The 18099-nt window shown below is 34.2% G+C and carries 20 protein-coding genes; all 20 read left to right on the top strand.

Going from position 1 to position 18099, the window contains the following annotated elements:
* The first annotated feature begins 106 nt into the window (after window positions 1-106).
* The 20 genes from BM120_RS02790 (at window position 107) to cobK (ending at window position 18066) form a co-directional block, all read left to right on the top strand.
* Window positions 107-919, top strand: a complete 813-nt coding sequence (locus BM120_RS02790; protein WP_091993113.1) for a transketolase — start codon at window positions 107-109, stop codon at window positions 917-919.
* 11 nt (window positions 920-930) lie between these two features.
* Window positions 931-1869, top strand: a complete 939-nt coding sequence (locus tag BM120_RS02785) for a transketolase family protein (RefSeq protein ID WP_091993379.1) — start codon at window positions 931-933, stop codon at window positions 1867-1869.
* 14 nt (window positions 1870-1883) lie between these two features.
* The gene (locus BM120_RS02780; protein WP_091993111.1) at window positions 1884-3047 is read left to right on the top strand and encodes a S41 family peptidase; all 1164 of its coding nucleotides are present in this window, start codon (window positions 1884-1886) and stop codon (window positions 3045-3047) included.
* Window positions 3048-3106: 59 nt separating this feature from the next.
* Complete coding sequence (cobT, locus tag BM120_RS02775) at window positions 3107-4162, top strand: nicotinate-nucleotide--dimethylbenzimidazole phosphoribosyltransferase (RefSeq protein WP_091993109.1); 1056 nt, start codon at window positions 3107-3109, stop codon at window positions 4160-4162.
* A gap of 22 nt (window positions 4163-4184) precedes the next feature.
* Window positions 4185-4775: a bifunctional adenosylcobinamide kinase/adenosylcobinamide-phosphate guanylyltransferase gene (locus BM120_RS02770; protein ID WP_091993107.1), complete on the top strand. Its 591-nt coding sequence runs from the start codon at window positions 4185-4187 to the stop codon at window positions 4773-4775.
* A 14-nt stretch (window positions 4776-4789) separates the two neighbouring features.
* Complete coding sequence (gene cobS, locus BM120_RS02765) at window positions 4790-5563, top strand: adenosylcobinamide-GDP ribazoletransferase (protein ID WP_091993105.1); 774 nt, start codon at window positions 4790-4792, stop codon at window positions 5561-5563.
* 29 nt (window positions 5564-5592) lie between these two features.
* Complete coding sequence (locus BM120_RS02760; RefSeq protein WP_091993103.1) at window positions 5593-6237, top strand: histidine phosphatase family protein; 645 nt, start codon at window positions 5593-5595, stop codon at window positions 6235-6237.
* A 15-nt stretch (window positions 6238-6252) separates the two neighbouring features.
* Window positions 6253-7104: a cobyric acid synthase gene (locus BM120_RS02755; protein WP_091993101.1), complete on the top strand. Its 852-nt coding sequence runs from the start codon at window positions 6253-6255 to the stop codon at window positions 7102-7104.
* An 82-nt stretch (window positions 7105-7186) separates the two neighbouring features.
* Complete coding sequence (locus tag BM120_RS02750) at window positions 7187-8572, top strand: cobyrinic acid a,c-diamide synthase CobB (protein WP_091993099.1); 1386 nt, start codon at window positions 7187-7189, stop codon at window positions 8570-8572.
* A gap of 11 nt (window positions 8573-8583) precedes the next feature.
* Window positions 8584-9558 (top strand): adenosylcobinamide-phosphate synthase CbiB, encoded by a 975-nt coding sequence (gene cbiB / locus BM120_RS02745; protein ID WP_091993097.1) that lies wholly within the window; start codon window positions 8584-8586, stop codon window positions 9556-9558.
* Complete coding sequence (locus tag BM120_RS02740; RefSeq protein ID WP_091993095.1) at window positions 9555-10643, top strand: pyridoxal phosphate-dependent aminotransferase; 1089 nt, start codon at window positions 9555-9557, stop codon at window positions 10641-10643. The genes cbiB and BM120_RS02740 overlap by 4 nt, the downstream gene beginning before the upstream one ends.
* Complete coding sequence (locus BM120_RS02735; protein WP_091993093.1) at window positions 10643-11557, top strand: GHMP family kinase ATP-binding protein; 915 nt, start codon at window positions 10643-10645, stop codon at window positions 11555-11557. Before BM120_RS02740 ends, BM120_RS02735 begins: the two co-directional genes overlap by 1 nt.
* Window positions 11532-12173 carry a cobalt-precorrin-8 methylmutase gene (locus BM120_RS02730; RefSeq protein ID WP_091993092.1) on the top strand — a complete coding sequence of 214 codons (642 nt, stop codon included), beginning with the start codon at window positions 11532-11534 and terminating at the stop codon, window positions 12171-12173. The genes BM120_RS02735 and BM120_RS02730 overlap by 26 nt, the downstream gene beginning before the upstream one ends.
* 116 nt (window positions 12174-12289) lie before the next feature.
* Entirely contained in the window at window positions 12290-13441 is a 1152-nt protein-coding gene (gene cbiD, locus BM120_RS02725; RefSeq protein ID WP_091993090.1) for a cobalt-precorrin-5B (C(1))-methyltransferase CbiD, read from the top strand.
* 22 nt (window positions 13442-13463) lie between these two features.
* Window positions 13464-14102 (top strand): precorrin-6y C5,15-methyltransferase (decarboxylating) subunit CbiE, encoded by a 639-nt coding sequence (cbiE, locus tag BM120_RS02720; RefSeq protein WP_091993088.1) that lies wholly within the window; start codon window positions 13464-13466, stop codon window positions 14100-14102.
* A gap of 30 nt (window positions 14103-14132) precedes the next feature.
* Window positions 14133-14690, top strand: a complete 558-nt coding sequence (locus BM120_RS02715) for a decarboxylating cobalt-precorrin-6B (C(15))-methyltransferase (RefSeq protein WP_091993087.1) — start codon at window positions 14133-14135, stop codon at window positions 14688-14690.
* Window positions 14691-14714: 24 nt separating this feature from the next.
* A complete protein-coding gene (locus BM120_RS02710) occupies window positions 14715-15467 on the top strand; it encodes a cobalt-precorrin-4 methyltransferase (RefSeq protein ID WP_091993085.1) in 753 nt (250 codons plus the stop codon).
* Window positions 15468-15482: 15 nt separating this feature from the next.
* Window positions 15483-16574 (top strand): cobalt-precorrin 5A hydrolase, encoded by a 1092-nt coding sequence (locus tag BM120_RS02705; protein ID WP_091993083.1) that lies wholly within the window; start codon window positions 15483-15485, stop codon window positions 16572-16574.
* Window positions 16575-16576: 2 nt separating this feature from the next.
* A complete protein-coding gene (gene cobJ, locus BM120_RS02700) occupies window positions 16577-17305 on the top strand; it encodes a precorrin-3B C(17)-methyltransferase (RefSeq protein ID WP_091993081.1) in 729 nt (242 codons plus the stop codon).
* Window positions 17302-18066, top strand: coding sequence for a precorrin-6A reductase (gene cobK, locus BM120_RS02695; protein ID WP_091993079.1), 765 nt, complete (start codon window positions 17302-17304; stop codon window positions 18064-18066). Before cobJ ends, cobK begins: the two co-directional genes overlap by 4 nt.
* Window positions 18067-18099: the final 33 nt, after the last annotated feature.

Below are 18099 nucleotides of genomic sequence, written 5' to 3'. Positions count from 1 at the left end.
CTGATTTTGCATAAATTGAAAATTGCCAAATATTTGATAAAATTGTATGCTCAGAGCTTTGGCAGGCTTATATGGAATATGTAAATTAGAATAGAGGAGAAAATAAATGGTAGATTATGACAAGTTATCTAAAATGGCAAAGAAAATTAGAAAGCATGTTATAGAAATGATATATAATTCTGGTTCCGGTCATACTGGTGGGTCACTCTCTTGTGTTGATATATTGACAGCATTGTATTTTGAGAGAATTAACGTCGATGTTGACGACCCTCAAAAAAGGGATAGAGATAGATTTGTAATGTCTAAGGGACACTCGTCGCCAGCTATTTACTCAACGCTTTTCGAAAAAGGCTTTTTGCTGGAAGAAGAGTTGAGTGGGTTTAGAAAAATTGGTGGATCGCTTCAAGGTAACCCAGATATGATACAGGTAAACGGGATTGATATGACAACCGGATCACTTGGAATGGGACTGTCTGCTGCTTGTGGAATGGCACTTGCAGCAAAGATTGATAATTTAGACTATAATGTATATGTTCTGTTAGGCGATGGAGAGTTGCAGGAAGGGATGATTTGGGAAGCAGCGATGTTTGCAAATCAGTATAATTTGGATAATCTTATGGCGATAGTAGATATGAATGGGCTACAGATTGATGGTACTACCGATGATGTGATGAGCTTAGGATCTATTTCAAAGAAATTCACATCTTTTGGTTGGTATGTATTGGAAATTGACGGACATGATTTCGATCAAATATTGGGTGCTTTTAGCATTTTCGATAAGGTAAATTCAAAGCCGGTTCTTGTTATAGCAAATACAATAAAAGGAAAGGGTGTTTCGTTTATGGAAAACTCTTGCGAATGGCATAGTAGGTGTATTAGTAAGGAAGAGTATAGGTTAGCCATAGACGAATTAAAGTAATGGGTATTCAAATGGAAAAAAGATCAATAAGAGAAGCATATGGTAGATCACTGATTGAATTGGGTAGGAAAAGCTATAAAGTTGTGGTTTGCGATGCTGATTTATCATTGTCTACAAAAACTATTTATTTTAAAGAAAATTTTCCAGATAGATTTGTCGATGTAGGGATTGCCGAACAAAATCTAATAGGTGTTTCTGCAGGATTGGCAGCTGCCGGAAAGACAGTTTTTGCAAGTTCCTTTTCTGTATTTGAAACTGAGCGAGCATTAGAAGTAATAAGAAATATGATATGCATGTCAAATTTAAATGTAAAAATATGTTCTACTCACGCAGGATTGATGACAGGAGAAGATGGGGCTACTCATCAAAGTCTTGAGGATATTTCTATTATGAGAACATTGCCAAATATGAGGGTTTTAGTTCCTGCTGATTTTGAAGAAGCAAGACAGATGACTCACTTTATCGCTGAAGAAAAAGGTCCCTTCTATATGAGAATGGTAAGAGATGACTTAAACGACATTTATGATGAGAATTATAGATTTGAAATGGGCAAGGCTGATATTTTGCTAGATGGAGATGATGTGGCTATTTTATCATGTGGTCCTATGGTATGGAATTCATACGAAGCTGCAATGATACTTAAAGAGAAAGGCATACATACAAGAGTTATCAATATGTCATCAATAAAGCCCATTGATGAGAATGTAATTATCGACTGTGCAAAGGATGTCGGCTTGATAGTAACTGTTGAAGATCATAGTATTATTGGTGGCTTGGGTTCGGCAGTTTGCGAAGTGATATGTGAAAATTATCCAGCCAAAGTTTTTAGGCTGGGTGTTGAGGATAGATTTGGTATGTCTGGAGCTTCTGCTGAGCTTTATGAATACTTTGGGCTGACTCCGAAATCAATAGCTGATAAAGTTGAGAATATATTCAATAATAAGTACTAAATGAGGGAGAGTATATGAATTCAAATAAGAAGAAAAATATTATAAAAAGTATTGCGTTGGTAGTGGCGTCTTCGATTGTGACTACTTTCGTGATTACACAATTCGGATTTGGAAGAATAATTCCTAGCTCCGAGTATAAAAAATACAAGAAAATGCTGATGTTATCCGATGCTATAGAAAGAGATTTCTATAAAAAAACAGATGAAAATAAACTGGAAACAGGCCTGTATAAAGGTTTGTTTTCGGGCTTAGATGATGAATACTCGTCATATTATACTAAGGAAGAAATGAGCCAGCTTATAGAATCTACTTCTGGAAAATATAAGGGAGTTGGTATAGTCGTTGGTCCTGATAAGTCATCTGGAGCAATTAAGGTGCAACAAGTAATAAATGGTAGTCCTGCTAGTAAATCTGGAGTAAGGGCAGGTGATTTGATAGTAAAGGTAAATGGTAAGGCATACTCTTATCAAGAAATGGATGTAGCTGTCAAGAATATGAGAGGTGAAGAAGGAACTTCTGTTACGGTCACATTTTCAAGAGATGGAGAAATATTTGATAAGAAAATAGAAAGAAAAGAAATAAAGCTGGAATCAATCAAGAGTAAAAAAATAGACAATGACATTGGTTATATCCAAATTGTTGGATTTGATGAAGGTACTGATGAAGATTTCAATAAAGCATTGGGCTCTCTTGAAAAAAATAAAATCAAGGGCTTGGTAATAGATGTAAGAGACAATGGCGGTGGATACTTAGACGTTGTAGAAAAAATTGCTGACAGATTACTTGGAGAATCTGTGATCGTTTATACAAAGGATAATACAGGAAAAAAGGTATACTCAAAAAGCAATGACAAGCAAAAGGTTAATATTCCGATTGTTATTTTGACGAATGGAAATTCTGCTTCGGCATCCGAGATTTTGACAGGTGCAATTTTGGATAACAAAGCTGGAATTTCTGTAGGTACGGTAACCTTTGGTAAGGGATTGGTTCAATCGGTTGTTCAGCTTAGAGATGGCAGTGGATATAAGTTGACTACAGCTCAGTATTTCACACCAAACGGTAACTATATAAACAAAAAAGGAATTAAACCTACCATTGAAGTAAAAGAAGTTGAAAAACAGCTACCAAAGGCTGTTGAGTATCTAAAGAAAGAGATTGAAAAAAATAATACTATTTGAGAATAACCTTCTGCCATGCAGAGGGTTATATCCAAATATAGATAATTTTGGAGGTAGTAATGAATCTGTTGATAAGTATATCGAGGAATATTTATTCACTAGATAACAAAGGTATAGAAAAAGCGAAGCAAAGATGGGATGAATTGATTTGCCCTGAACATACATTGGGTAAATTGGAAGACATAACCTTAAAATTGGCAGGTATTTATGGAAATGCCAAAATTGAGGACAATCCTAAAAAATGTATAATAGCATTTGCCGGAGATCATGGTGTATATGCTGAAGGTGTATCTCAACAGGATCAGTTGATTACCAGAATGCAATTTGAAAATTTTGTAAATGGTAAATCTGCTGTTGGAGCTTTGGCGAAGCATAATCACACTGATGTAGTAGCAGTAGATTTAGGGATAATAGGCAAAAAAAAGATTGCTGGAGTATTGGACTACAAGATAAGAGAGGGTACGGATAATATCGCTAATGGTCCTGCAATGAGTGTTGATGAAGCTGTGAAATCAATCGAATACGGAATAGAGGTTGCTGAGAGATGTATCGTTGATGGTTATAAGATAATCGGTGTGGGTGAAATGGGGATATGTAATACCACACCAGCGACTGCAATTCTTTCAGTTATTTCTGGTAGAGATCCTATAGATATTACTGACATTGGCGCATGCTTGAATCTTAGCTTTGTAAAGAATAAGGCTGATACTATTAGAAAGGCAATAGAGATTAATAATCCAAATCCAACTGATGGAATTGAGGTTCTGTCAAAGGTTGGAGGATTTGAAATAGGGGGAATGGTAGGAGTAATATTGGGATGTAGTGCCAATAGGATTCCAGTAGTTCTAGATGGATTTATTTCTTATTCTGCTGCCCTTCTTGCGTACAAAATAAACCCAAGGTGCAAGGAATATATTATTGTTTCGCATCTATCTGATGAAAAAGGATCAAAGCTTGCATTGGAGCTACTAGACTTGGAGCCTATGATGGCTTTGAATATGAGATTGGGCGAGGGAACTGGAGCTGCATTAGCAATGAATATTATTGATTCTGCGATATATACATACAATCACATGGGTAAAAAAAGTGAAGAGAGTATAGGGGAATTTCTTTAGATAAGGTAGATTAGAGGTGGAAATGGGAAGGATAATTTTTGTAACGGGTGGAGTAAGCTCTGGTAAAAGTGAATTTGCCGAAAGCCTGTGTTCGAGACTTGAGTGTCGTGACTCTGTAGTTTTATATGTTGCAACGAGTACTCCATTTGATTTTGAAATGGAACAAAAAAAAGTCGAACATCAGTTGAGAAGAAATGATAAGAGCTGGTACACCATTGAAGCATACAAATCAATTCCAATAGAGATTAGTGAATTTTGTTCTTTAAATTCGATTGAGAGATCAGTGAGGAAAATAATCCTACTTGATTGCGTTACTATGATGATTTCAAATTTAATATTTGATCAAAATAGGGAATTTGATGTTGATGCTGTGGATGAAAGAGTTTTTGTAGAAAAGAAAGTTATTACGGAGCTTAAAATTCTTCTGAATTTTGTGAAATCAGAAAATATTGATATAATATTTGTAACGAATGAGATTGGTCTAGGAGGAATATCCGAAAATAGATTGGGAAGGTATTTTGCCAATTTAGAAGGTAAAGTAAATAAAATGATAGCATCTGAATCAGATGAGGCATATCTGATTGTTTCGGGAATTCCAATTAAGATAAAATAAAAAGGGAAAAGATTATGAATAAATTTATTAACATACTTCAATTTTTGACCAGAATCACAATTAAAAAAGATGTTCCATACGAGAAAAATATGGGAGGTGGGTTGATTTTTTTTCCAGTTGTTGGAATTATTATAGGGATGATATTACTTGCTGAGTATTTTATTCTGTCTACATTTGTGTCTCCCAAATATTCTATGATTGTAATTCCATTTATCCTTGTTATCTCGGAAATTATTATTACAGGCGGACTTCATGTTGATGGATTCGGCGATACTTTCGATGGATTATTTAGTTATAGGGATAAAGAAGGCATATTGGAGATTATGAAGGATCCAAGATTAGGAACAAATGGTGTTTTATCTGTTGTTTTTTTAGTGCTGAGCAAGATTATTATTATTTTTATTTTAATCGACAGGGATATTTTGTGGCCAATTTTTTTGATGCCTATGATTGGTAGATATGTATGTGTGGTTCTATCATATAAATCTCATCCTGCAAGGGTAAATGGAATGGGAAATATGTTTATCGGAAAATGTGATGTTGGAACCCTGCTAGCGAGTAGTGCTTTTACAGCATTGGTGGTAACTGTGGCTTCAGCGATATTTTCTAAGAGCTTTATACAGGTTATTTTAGACATAGTAATTGTCGGAGTGATGTTTATTTTGACTAATGTATTTGAATATTTAGTTAGCAAAAAGCTAGGTGGACTGACGGGTGATATCCTGGGGTGTGGAATAGAACTTGGAGAGTTGGTATTTTTGCTATGTACTTTGCTAGTAACAATTTAAATCGAATAATATTTTAGAAGGAGCTTGAGATGAAAGAGTTATTTTTAATCAGACATGGGCATTCAGTTGACAATGAGTTTTTTAGATATTCTGGATTTAGCGACTGTGATTTAAGTCAAGTAGGAAGACAACAGGTTGAGAAAATGACAGATTACTTTAAACAGTTTGACGTGGAAAGGATATATGCTTCTACTCTGAAGAGAACTCAACAAACTATTGATGCCTATTCAAAAATAAAGAATCTCCATGTAGAGTGCGTTGATGATTTGAGGGAAATGAACTTCGGTATATTTGATGGCTTGAGTTTTGATGAAATAAAAGTGAAATACCCTGAAGAAACGAAAGAATTTCTTTCAAGCGGTCGTGATTATAGATTTCCAAATGGTGAAACACTGGAGGAAATGTATAATAGAAATACTAGTGCAATTGAGAAAATTATTAAAGCAAACGAGAATGTCGAGAGTGTGGCTGTAGTGTCACACATGGGAACGATAAGAAATTTATTGTCATATTTTATTTCAGGAAGTAGCAAGTATCACTGGAATTTTAAGGTTGGAAATGCTAGCATCACGAAAATAAGCTTCGATGGTAAGTTTCCAATAATCGAATACATGGGATATATGCCATATGAAAGTAGCTTGATTAGGACTTATCCCTCAGAAAAAAACAAATAGAAAAAGGTGATTTTTATGGCGAGTATTATGCTTCAGGGAACGGCATCGAATGTTGGAAAAAGTGTATTATGTACTGGTATTTGCAGAGTCTTGTATGAAGATGGATATTCCGTAATACCGTTTAAATCACAAAATATGTCACTTGATACATATTTTGATAAAAATGGAAAGGCCATGGGAATTGGACAGGCACTGCAAGCCGAAGCTTGTGGCTTGGAGCCGATGGCATATATGAATCCTATTTTGCTAAAGCCTTGTGGAAATCACGTTTCAGAGGTGCTACTATTAGGAGATTTGGTATCAAAAATGTCATCAGAGGAATATAGAGAATATAAGCATTCCTTAGTTTTTGAGTTGGAACGAATATACGAAGAAGTGAAGAAGGATTTCGATATTGTGGTTTTGGAAGGTGCAGGTAGTCCAGCTGAGATAAATATAAACAGTTTGGATTTGTCGAATATGGAAATGGCGAGAATATCTGAATCACCAGTAATTTTAATTGCAGATATTGATAGAGGTGGCGTTTTTGCATCGATTGTCGGTACATTACAGCTTTTAAATCAAGAGGATAGAAAGAGAGTAAAGGGAGTAATAATAAATAAGTTTAGAGGCAATAAAGATTATTTTTTAGATGGAATAAAAATGCTTGAGGAAATAATTTCTATTCCAGTTGTTGGAGTAGTTCCATTTATTGATATTTACTTAGAAGAAGAGGACGGAGCCTGCGGTATCAAGAATAATGTGGTGGCGAAGTCTTCAATAGAAAAAGAGATAGAATTTGAGAAGCTATCCAGACATTTGAGAGAAAATCTGGATTTTAAAAAGATATATGAAATTATTTTTGAATATGAAAAATCAACGGAATAATATTTTTGTTTTTTTATATTAAATGGTTTTTGATATAAAAAATGATATTAGAAAATTTATGATGAGGTAGAGGAAGATAGTTATGAAAAAGATTGTTATCGCTGGAGTGAGTAGTGGCATAGGAAAAACCACGGTTAGTCTGGGATTGATGAAAGCATTGAAAAATAGAAATAAAAATATTCAACCCTTTAAAGTTGGACCAGATTATATTGATCCAATGTATCATAGATTTGTGACAGGAGAATACTCAAAAAATCTTGACTCTTATATGTTAGACGATGAACAGATAAAATATGTGTTTAAAACAGCATCGGAGAATAAAGATATTTCTGTGATAGAAGGTGTAATGGGGCTTTATGATGGAGTTGGCTCAGACATTAATAATTGTTCGACTTCTAATATTTCAAAGCTTCTAAAGTCCCCGGTAATACTGATTATAAATGGTCAAGGCTTGGGAGCCTCTGCAGCGGCGATGGTTTTGGGATATAAAAATCTAGATAAGAATGTAGATATAGTTGGAATTATTATCAATAATGTGAAAAACAAGAGACATTATAGCATTTTAAAGGAAGCTATTGAAAAGTATTGTGCTATTGAGGTTTTGGGGTATCTGCCACCTTGTGATGAAATAAAGCTGGAATCGAGACATTTGGGATTGTTTCCAGCTGACCAAGCAACTGAGCTAGAAAAGAAATTGGACAGATTAGCAGAATTGATGGAAGAGCATATTGACATAGATAGAATCATTGAATTATCTGAGAGCGAAATGATTCATTCGACATTCGAATTGAATATGTTTTATGATGATCCTGAAGTAAGAGCATTGGCGAGAGGTAAAAAAGTTGCAATTGCTTATGATCAAGCCTTTAACTTTTATTATAGAGATAATATTGACTTGTTTCAAAAAATAGGAGTTGAGGTAATAGAATTTTCCCCTCTAAACGACGAAAAAGTTCCGGATGCGGATTTTATTTATCTTGGTGGTGGATTCCCAGAAATTTTTGCAAGAGAACTAGAACAAAATGAGTCGATGAGAAAGAGCATCAAAGAACAGCATGAAGCTGGTAAACCGATATATGCTGAGTGTGGTGGTCTGATGTATTTGGGTGACTATATGCTGGATACTGAAGGAAATAGATTTGAGATGGTAGGAGCATTAGATGGTTATAGTCAAATGACTAAATCATTAAAACGATTTGGGTACTGCGTTGCTACGTCAAAAGAGGATAATTTGATTTCATATAAAGGTCAGCAAATATGTGGTCATGAATTTCATCATTCTGTGTTTGTGTCAGATGAAAAAGCTTCATTTACAGTGCAAAAGTTCTCGGATGGGAAAATAATTGATGAATGGGAGGGTGGATATTTTAAAAACAATACATTAGCTACATATTTACACATTCATTTTTACAACAATTTGAGCATAGTGTGCTATATATTAAGCTGTGTTGAAAAAAATAAAAAATAGGTGAGGAATATATGAGTTTTTATATACTGCCGATCTCAATAGGATTGGCATTTGTTTTAGATTTGATTGTAGGTGATCCATACTGGTTTCCTCATCCCGTTATATATATTGGTAAATTAATTTCGGGATTAGAGAAAGCTGTTAGAAATTCAAGGCTCTTTACAAGTGAAAAAAAACAAAAATTATGTGGTCTTTTGATTTGGGTTTCTACTGTGCTTATAACAGCAATAATTACCTATTTTCTAATGTCTATATTTGCTAGAAATGTCGTGACAATATTATTGGGTAATGCAATAATAATTTGTATTTCTCTATCAACAAAATGTCTTGGTCAAGAGGCAAAAAAGGTCTACCACAAATTGGATAATATTGATGAAGCAAGGCTTCAGTTGTCATATATTGTTGGCAGAGATACTTCAAATCTGAGCGAAGAGGAGATAATTAGAGCAACAGTTGAAACAGTTGCAGAAAATACCGTAGATGGTACGATAGCTCCAATGATGTATGCGTTTATAGGTGGACCAATTTTATCTATGGTTTACAAAGCTGTAAATACAATGGATTCGATGCTAGGTTATAAAAATGAAAGGTTTATTAATATAGGTATGTTTCCTGCGATACTTGACGATATTTTTAATTTTATACCGGCGAGATTTTCATTGGTGTCATTTACAATTGCTAGTTTTTTCCTTGGGTACAATTGGAAAAAAAGCTTTATAATTGGTATTAGGGATAGGAAGAATCATAATAGCCCAAATTGTGCATTTTCTGAAGGTGCCATCGCTGGAGCACTTGGAGTACAGCTTGGCGGAACCAATATATATTTTGGAGAAGAGGTTTACAAACCAACTATCGGTGATAGAAACAGAAATTTAGAGAGAGAAGACATTATAAGCTCAATTAAATTAATGAATTTTGCATCGTTGATTTCATTGATGATTTTCCTAATTATATATATGATATTTATTGTATTGAGGTGTATATGAGTTCACATGGTGCAGATATAGATAAATTAAAAAGAATATATAAAATAAATGAAGAAATAATTGATTTTAGCTCTAATATCAATCCTCGGATGCCGGAATGTGTCGGTAGAGTGATAGCAAGCTCGATTGATGAAATAAATAGGTATCCAGATATTGAATATAGCAGTTTAAGAAAAGTGATTTCTAAGAGCATCAACAAAAGATATAAAACATCTTTTTCATATAAAAATGTCTGTGTCGGTAATGGTGCTACAGAGTTGATTTTTTTGATTTCAAAAATTAATAAATTTAAAAAGATTGGAATAGTATGCCCGACATTTTCAGAGTATAAGAGAGCTGTTGAATCGTTGGGAAAGGATTTGCTTAAATACCACATGATCGTCGATGAGAATACACTTGAAATTAATCAGGATGACGATTATGATGGTTTGGATTTGATGTTTATATGCAATCCAAATAATCCGGATGGTAGGCTGAGAAATTTGGAAAGAGTCATTGAGAAGTGTAGGTCTTCTGGATCTATCTTGGTGGTGGATGAAACCTTTATCGAGTTTTGTGAGGAAGAGCTTTTTAGATCGGCAATTAGATATGACTATGACAGCATAGTTGTGCTGAGAGCAGCTACAAAATTTTATGGAATACCTGGCATTAGGCTTGGTTATGCAATAAGCAAAAATGAAAGTATTATTGAAAATATGTGGTCTATTAAGGAGCCTTGGAGTGTAAATACTTTCGCTGAAAAATTAGGTTTGGAAATATTTGAGGATGATCAATTTTACAGTGATTCAAAGTCTTTTTTTAGAAATGAAAGAATTAGCTTTATAAATAATCTCAAGCAAATTCAAGGCATAGATGTATTTGAAACAGATTCGGCATTTGTTTTGATTAGAATAAATAGTGGAAAAGATAATTTTAAATCTAGTGATCTGAAGCAAAAAATGATGCTTGATTGTGGAATAGTCATTAGAGATGCAAGTGACTTTGATGGATTGGATGACAGGTACATCAGGGTAGCAATAAAAACGAAAAGTGATAATGAGTACTTTGTTGATTCATTGAAAAAAATTTTGAGAGAGGTATTTTGATGAAAAAAGGATATGGTAGTTGTCCAGGTACTTGCGGAGAATTAGTTCAAGGTATATCTGGAAATAAGGAATCCATAAGCTCATATTGTATAGATTTATTTTCACGAGTGATGGTCTGGGATAGTGATGATGGAGCTCCAGTCTATAAAACGAGAAAAAGAAAATCATTGGAGGCAATTGGACTTGTATTTGAGCATTTTGGTTATGATAAAAGCGAATCAGAAAAATTAAATATAATAATAAAATCAAATATACCAGTCGGAAAGGGTATGGCTAGCTCAACTGCCGATATTGGTGCTAGTGTCATGGCAGTGTTGGATTATTTGAATAAAGAGATGAGCTCAGATTTGATATCGAAGCTAGTTGCTAGAATTGAACCAACTGACTCTATTTTTCACAAAGAGGTATGTATTTTTGACCCGATAAATGGGGAAGTAAGAGAAAGCTTGGGTTTTTTTGAGAATAAAAAGGTTTTGGTCCTAGAACCTAATTCAAAAATAAGTACAGTAAGGCTGAGAGGGAATAAAAATTATCAGAGGGATATATTAAAGAATAAGGGGGTGACGGACAAATCCTTTGAATTGCTAAAGCAAGGCTTTGGAAGTGGTGATATTGATTTGATTAGAAAAGCATGTAAGAATAGTGCTTTTGCCAATGAATTAATAAAGGAAACTACTTTTTTAGAAGAGATAATCGAAATATCAGAAAAGCACAGGTTTGATTTCGTAAATATAGCTCATACAGGAACAGTAGTTGGGATGGTTTTTGATGAGGAAAGAGATATAAAAAATGTGATTTATGAGCTGAGAGATTCAAGAATTTCTGAGGAATATAAAAGGATATATGTAAGAAGCGTAATAGATGGTGGCTTGAGAAGAGGTGATTACAGTGGAGGATTACATAAAAGAACCTAAAACAATAGAGGATAAGAGCTTTGAAATAATTCAAGAAATAATAGACGAGATAAATCCTGAATATAGATTCAAGTCTAAATCAGAGGAGATGATTATTAAGAGGGCGATTCATACTACGGCTGATTTTGATTATCTTAATATATTAAAAATATCGGATAATGCGATTGAGACCATAGTGAATGCACTGAAAAAAGGTGCATGTATATATACAGATACTACTATGGCTCTAAGCGGTATAAACAAATCGATTTTAGATAATTTGGGGTGTGAATATAAGTGTCTTGTCTCAGAACAAGGAACAGTTAAGCTTGCAAAGGAGCTGGGTGTTACGAGATCAATGGCTGCTGTAGAATTGGCAAGTCGTGAGCCAAATGAGAAGATATTTGTTTTTGGAAATGCACCAACTGCCTTGTATAAAGCTATTGAGTTAAATCGTCAGGGTAGATTGGGGGCAGATGTAATAATAGGTGTTCCTGTTGGATTTGTAGGAGCAGAGGATTCAAAGGCTTGTTTGATGGGAGAAGATATAGAGTATATAGCATCTCAAGGTCGAAAGGGTGGTAGTAATCTTGCAGCCGCAATATTAAATGCTATACTATATCAATATTTTAGATAAGCATTGTATAAGGTATCAGTTTTTTAAAAAGTTGAAGCTTAAATGTAAAGTAAATGTATTGATGTAGCTGTGAGTTTTTTGCTATTTTTTAAAGTTGTATTTTGAAGGTAAAGTAAATGGATAGCTTTGTATATATTGATGGAAAAAAATATAGACGTGGATTCACAACTGGAAGCTGTGCAGCGGCATCAACAAAGGCATCTCTTATAAAGCTTATAGCTGGAGAGGATATAAAAAGAGTGAATATTGATACGCCAAAGGGAATTAGTATAGAAATTCCAGTCGTCGGTCAAACTAAGGAAAATGAAAGTGTGATTTCCTATGTCATAAAGGATGGTGGAGATGATGTGGACGCCACGAATAAAATGGAAATTTTTTCTAAGGTAGAGCTAATAACCATTGACGAATTGCCGATGATTAGATCAGAAAAATTATTGGAGGGGGTTGAGATAACCTCTGGAGTTGGAATAGGCATTGTCACGAAAAGAGGACTTAGTGTTGATGTTGGCAGGCCTGCAATCAATCCAATTCCATTAAGAATGATCTGTGATGAGATTGAGAATGTATTTGACGATTTTGGTATTGATAGAATGGATTTTCTGGGAGACAAGATTCTGCTGGTCACAATTTTTGCACCAAGAGGAGAGGATATAGCAAAAGAAACCTTCAATTCAAATCTTGGAATTGAAGGAGGAATTTCTATAATAGGCACAAGCGGTATAGTTGAGCCTATGAGCGAAGAAGCCTGGAAAAAAGCTCTTACACTTGAGCTTTCAATGAAACGAGTAGATGGAGAAAAAATTGTATTAGTACCTGGAAATATTGGACTTTCGACAATGGTGGAAATATTTGGATTTGATGAAAATAGGATTGTCAAAATGAGCAATTTTATTGGTTATATGCTGATGGAGTGCAAGCGTCTTGGCTTTAAAGATATTGTCATTGGTGGACATATTGGAAAGCTGATAAAAATGTCTGCAGGAATAATGAATACCCACAGTAGATTTGCTGATGCAAGAAACGAAATTATGGTTTCTAATTTAGCCTTAATGGGTGGAGAGCTTGATTTTCTAAGCAGGATAAACGAATGTGTGACTACAGATGCGATGATTCCAATAATTGAAGCATATGGATATGAAAAAGTATTCGAAATCATAGCCGAAAAATCTGTAAGTCGTGCAAAGAGATTCATTAGAGCTCACGATGAGAATATTGAAATAGAGGTATGGCTATTTTCGATGGATGGCAAGTTACTGGCAAAAAAGTAGGTATAGAAATGCGAGGTGTATTATGATAAGCGTTGTTGGCATTGGACCTGGAAATATTTTTTATACTACGGTTATAGCTATAAAAATAATAAGTGAAGCAAATATAATAATCGGCGGAAAAAGAAATATTGATGCAGTTAATGAAATACTGGTTCAAGGTGAAATTGACTCGAAAGAAATATTTATACTTGGGTCGAATTTTGATGAACTAGAAAGCTATATTTTGGAAAATATTGACAAGAAAATATGTGTTATAGCCTCCGGAGATCCAAATCTATACGGTATTGCCAATTATATTGAGAGAAATTTTGAAAAATTAACTGACATTGAGGTACATTCTGGGATAAGCTCTGTTCAGTATCTTTTTTCAAGGATAAAAATAAATATGAATGATCTTTATATAACAAGCTGTCATGGCAGACTTCCAGATTTTGATTCAATCTTTAGACATGAAAAGGTGGCTATTTTGACTGATACAGAAATAGGTCCCAAAGAGATAGCCAATGAGGTTATAAAAAGGGGCTACGACTATTTATTTTATGTCGGCGAAAATATGTCTTATGACGATGAAGGTATTTACAGTGGGTTGCCTGATGACATATTAAAAAAAGATAAATATGGTTTATCGGTTGTAGTTTTGATAAAAAGAGAAGTTGAATAATAATATAAATGAAGGTCATGAGGTGATTTTATGAAGAATTCTGAGTTTATAACAGATGGAGTGCCGATAACAAAGGAGGAAATTCGAGCTATTTCAATTTCAAAGCTAAATATAAATCATGCGAAGTCATTTTTGGATATAGGATCTGGTACAGGAACAATTACAGTTGAGGTGGCATTGAATAACCCTGATGTTGAGGTATTCAGTATTGAGAAAGACAAGATAGCGTATGAATTGACAAGAAAAAACATAGAAAAATTCGGCTTAAAAAATGTAACTCAAATGTTTGGTGCTGCTCCAATGAAATTTGAGCCAGATAAAAAATTTGATGCCATTTTTATTGGTGGAACTGGAGAGAAATTGATAGACGTGTTGGAGTGGTCATATAGTAATATGAAAAATGGCTCCAGATTTGTATCTAATTTCATCCTTATTGATAATTTTTTTAAATGTAATTTGGCTATGGAGAGAATTGGATTTAAAAATATCGAAATCATCCAGGTTGGGGTATCAAAGCTTGAGGCACTTGGAGGTGGAAAATATTTTAAGCCATTAAATCCTGTATTCGTTGTGAGTGCAGAGAAATAGATAATGCTATGAATGGAGATACACATGAAGAAAATTTATTTTGTAGGAGCTGGACCAGGTGACAAAGAATTGATAACCTTAAAGGGATATAGATTACTTTGTCAGGCTGATATCGTTATATATGCAGGTTCTTTGGTAAATCCAGAGTTACTTGACTATTGCAAAGAGGGCTGTGAAATCTACGACAGTGCTGTTATGGATTTGATGCAAATTATAAAGGTTATGAAAAGTGGTGTCGAAGGTGACAAGCTTGTCGTTAGATTGCAAACAGGTGATATTTCTTTATATGGTTCAATTAGAGAGCAGTCTGAGGAATTGAAAAAGCTTGGAATAGAGTATGAAATCATCGCCGGTGTCAGCTCGTTTTTAGGGGCTGCTGCATCAATGGGGATAGAGTACACAGTTCCTGAAATATCACAAAGCTTGATTATAACAAGGCTGGAGGGTAGAACACCAGTTCCAAAGCTAGAGAAATTGGAGCTATTTGCTAGTCATCAAACATCAATGGCGATATTCTTGTCAGTGCAAAATATAGATAATGTCGTTGATAAGCTGATAGAAGGTGGTTATTCACAAGATACACCCGTTGCAGTTGTTTATAAGGCGACATGGAAGGATGAAAAAATAGTAATCGGTGAGTTAAGCAATATAGCAGAGAAAGTAAAAAGTGAAGACATAAAAAAGACTGCGCTTATATTGGTTGGTAAATTTTTGGGTGATGAATACAATTATTCAAGGTTATATGACAAGCTGTTTAAGCATGAATATAGAAAGTAATTTTTAGGTGAAGATATGAATGTTAGATTTATTTGTATTACGGAAAATTCAATCGATTTGGCACATAAAATTTCAGCCTTGTTGGATAATAATTTTTTTAGTGTGGATATGGACTGCGTTATAGAGGTAATACAGTATTCTGATTTCAAGAAGCATAAGAAACATATATTTGGAGAAAGTGATTTTCTGATTTTTATTATGGCAGCTGGAATTGTAGTCAGAAGCATTGCTTCTCTTTTGATTGATAAATTCAGTGATCCAGGTGTGATAGTGATAGATGAATTAGGAAAAAATGTGATAAGCTTATTGAGTGGACATATGGGTGGAGCAAATGAAATGACGATGACGATTTCAAGGTTGATAAGTGCAAATCCAGTTATAACTACAGCTACAGACGTAAATGGTTTGGGATCATTTGACATGCTAGTAAAAAGGGTTGATGGTTGCGCAAAGAACATAAGAGCACTTTCATTGGAAATTAACTCGAAATTGTTGAAAAGAAAGACGATATACTTGTATGTTCAGAGTGAGTTTAGAAGATATTATAGTGATGATTCATGTGTGAGAGGATTTTGTCTATTTGAAAAGTATGAAGATATAGTTGCAAAGTTCAAAAATTTTAGTAATAAATCCATCAATGAAAGCGGTGCTGATGATATATTGGTTGTTGTTTCTGATTCTGTCAGCTTGGTTAGGGCTTTGCAAGAGCTAAATTTGAGAGTAATACCTGTGATTCCAAGAAAAAATGTAATCGGAGTTGGTTGTAAGAAAGATACCGATACAAATGAATTCGATAAATTTATTGTTAAAGTATTGGTTGAAAATGACATCATTATAGATTCATTATGCTGTATTGGAAGTATTGAATTGAAAGAAGATGAAAGATGCATTTTGGATTTTTCAAAAAAATATGGATTGGAGGCTAGTTTTTATAAGCCAGAAAAAATAGAATCAGTACAAGCTTTTTATGATAAATCTGAGTTTGTAAAAAAACAGGTTGGTGTTTATTCTGTTGCAGAGCCAGTTTGTCATATTATGTGTGACGGAAATATAATTGTTTCAAAGGTTAAGTATAATGGAATTACTATGGCTATTGGGAGGAAATAAAAATGATATTTGTAGTTGGCATTGGTCCTGGTGGAAGAAAATATATGACATCTGAAGCACTAGAAGCAATTGAAAAAAGTGATGTGATTGTAGGTTATAAGACATATTTAAGGTTTATATATGATTTAATTGAAGGCAAGGAAGTTTACGAAAGTGGGATGAAAGAGGAAATAAATAGGTGCAAAAATGCAATAGATTTGTCAAAAAAAGGGAAAATTGTGGCTGTTGTGAGTGGTGGAGATTCTGGGATATATGGTATGGCTGGATTGATTCATGAATTAAACTTTAGGGAGGAAGCAAGACAGGATATTGTCGTTGTTCAAGGTGTTACATCAAGTATTTCTGCAGCATCAGCTCTTGGAGCTCCAATTATGCATGATATGTGTCAGATTAGCTTAAGTGACTTGATGACTCCTTGGGAGGTTATTGAAAAGAGATTGAAATTGGCTGCTGAGGCTGATTTTGTAATTTGCTTATATAATCCCAAAAGTCGTGGAAGAACTGATCAGTTAAAAAAAGCTTTTGAGATAATGTCTGAGTTTAAAGATGCTTCAACAATAGTTGGTATTGTAAAAAATGCAGGAAGAGGCGAGGCATTGAAAAAATATGTCATGACCTTTGACAAAGTGGATTTTGACATTTGTGATATGTCGACAATGGTAATAATAGGAAATAAAGAAACGTATATATATGATGATAAAATGGTAACTCCAAGGGGGTATAGCATATGATTTTGGTGCTTGGTGGAACATCTGATAGTTTGAAAATATGTGATAGACTTTATGAAATTGGGATAAGTGAATTTGTTTTGTCTGTTGCTACCGAATACGGCAAGGAATTGGCAGCATCTCATGCTAAAAAAATAATAAATGGAAAAATGGATAAGGATGAGATGGTGAAATATATTAGTGAAAATGGAATTAGACAGGTAATAGATGCAACACATCCGTATGCGATTGATGTTTCAAGAAATGCAATGGATGCCTGTGAAGAGGCTGATATAAAATATATTAGATTCGAAAGAAAATCATTACTTGAGGAAATTAGATATCAAGGTGAGTTTATTGTTGATTCAATAGAGGAGGCCTGTGATATGGTTATGAAAAATAGCTCTTGGGAAAATGTCTTTATAGCGACAGGTAGTAAAAATCTCGGGACCTATGTAAAGCTATTGAAGTCTAAGAGGTTGGTTGCAAGAGTTTTACCAACTAGTGAGGTTTTAAGGTCTTGCGAAGCTATGGGACTAAATGCTGATAATTTGTTGGCATTAAAAGGACCCTTTAGTAAGGAAATTAATGTTGCACTTCTTAAGCATGCAAAGGTAGATGTTGTTATAACCAAAGAGAGTGGATATGCTGGAGGTTTTCTTGATAAGATTGATGCTTGTGATGAGCTGGGCTTACCAATAATTATCATTAAGAGAAAGACAATTGACTATCAAAGAATGGTTCACGAAATTTCAGAAATTCAAGAAAGTATAATTTTTGGATAATTATTTGTGCTAAAAATTTAGTAGAAAATGGGA

It is taken from the genome of Peptostreptococcus sp. D1 (assembly GCF_900112955.1).
Lineage (GTDB): Bacteria > Bacillota > Clostridia > Peptostreptococcales > Peptostreptococcaceae > Peptostreptococcus.
This window is presented reverse-complemented; position numbering and strand designations above follow the sequence as displayed.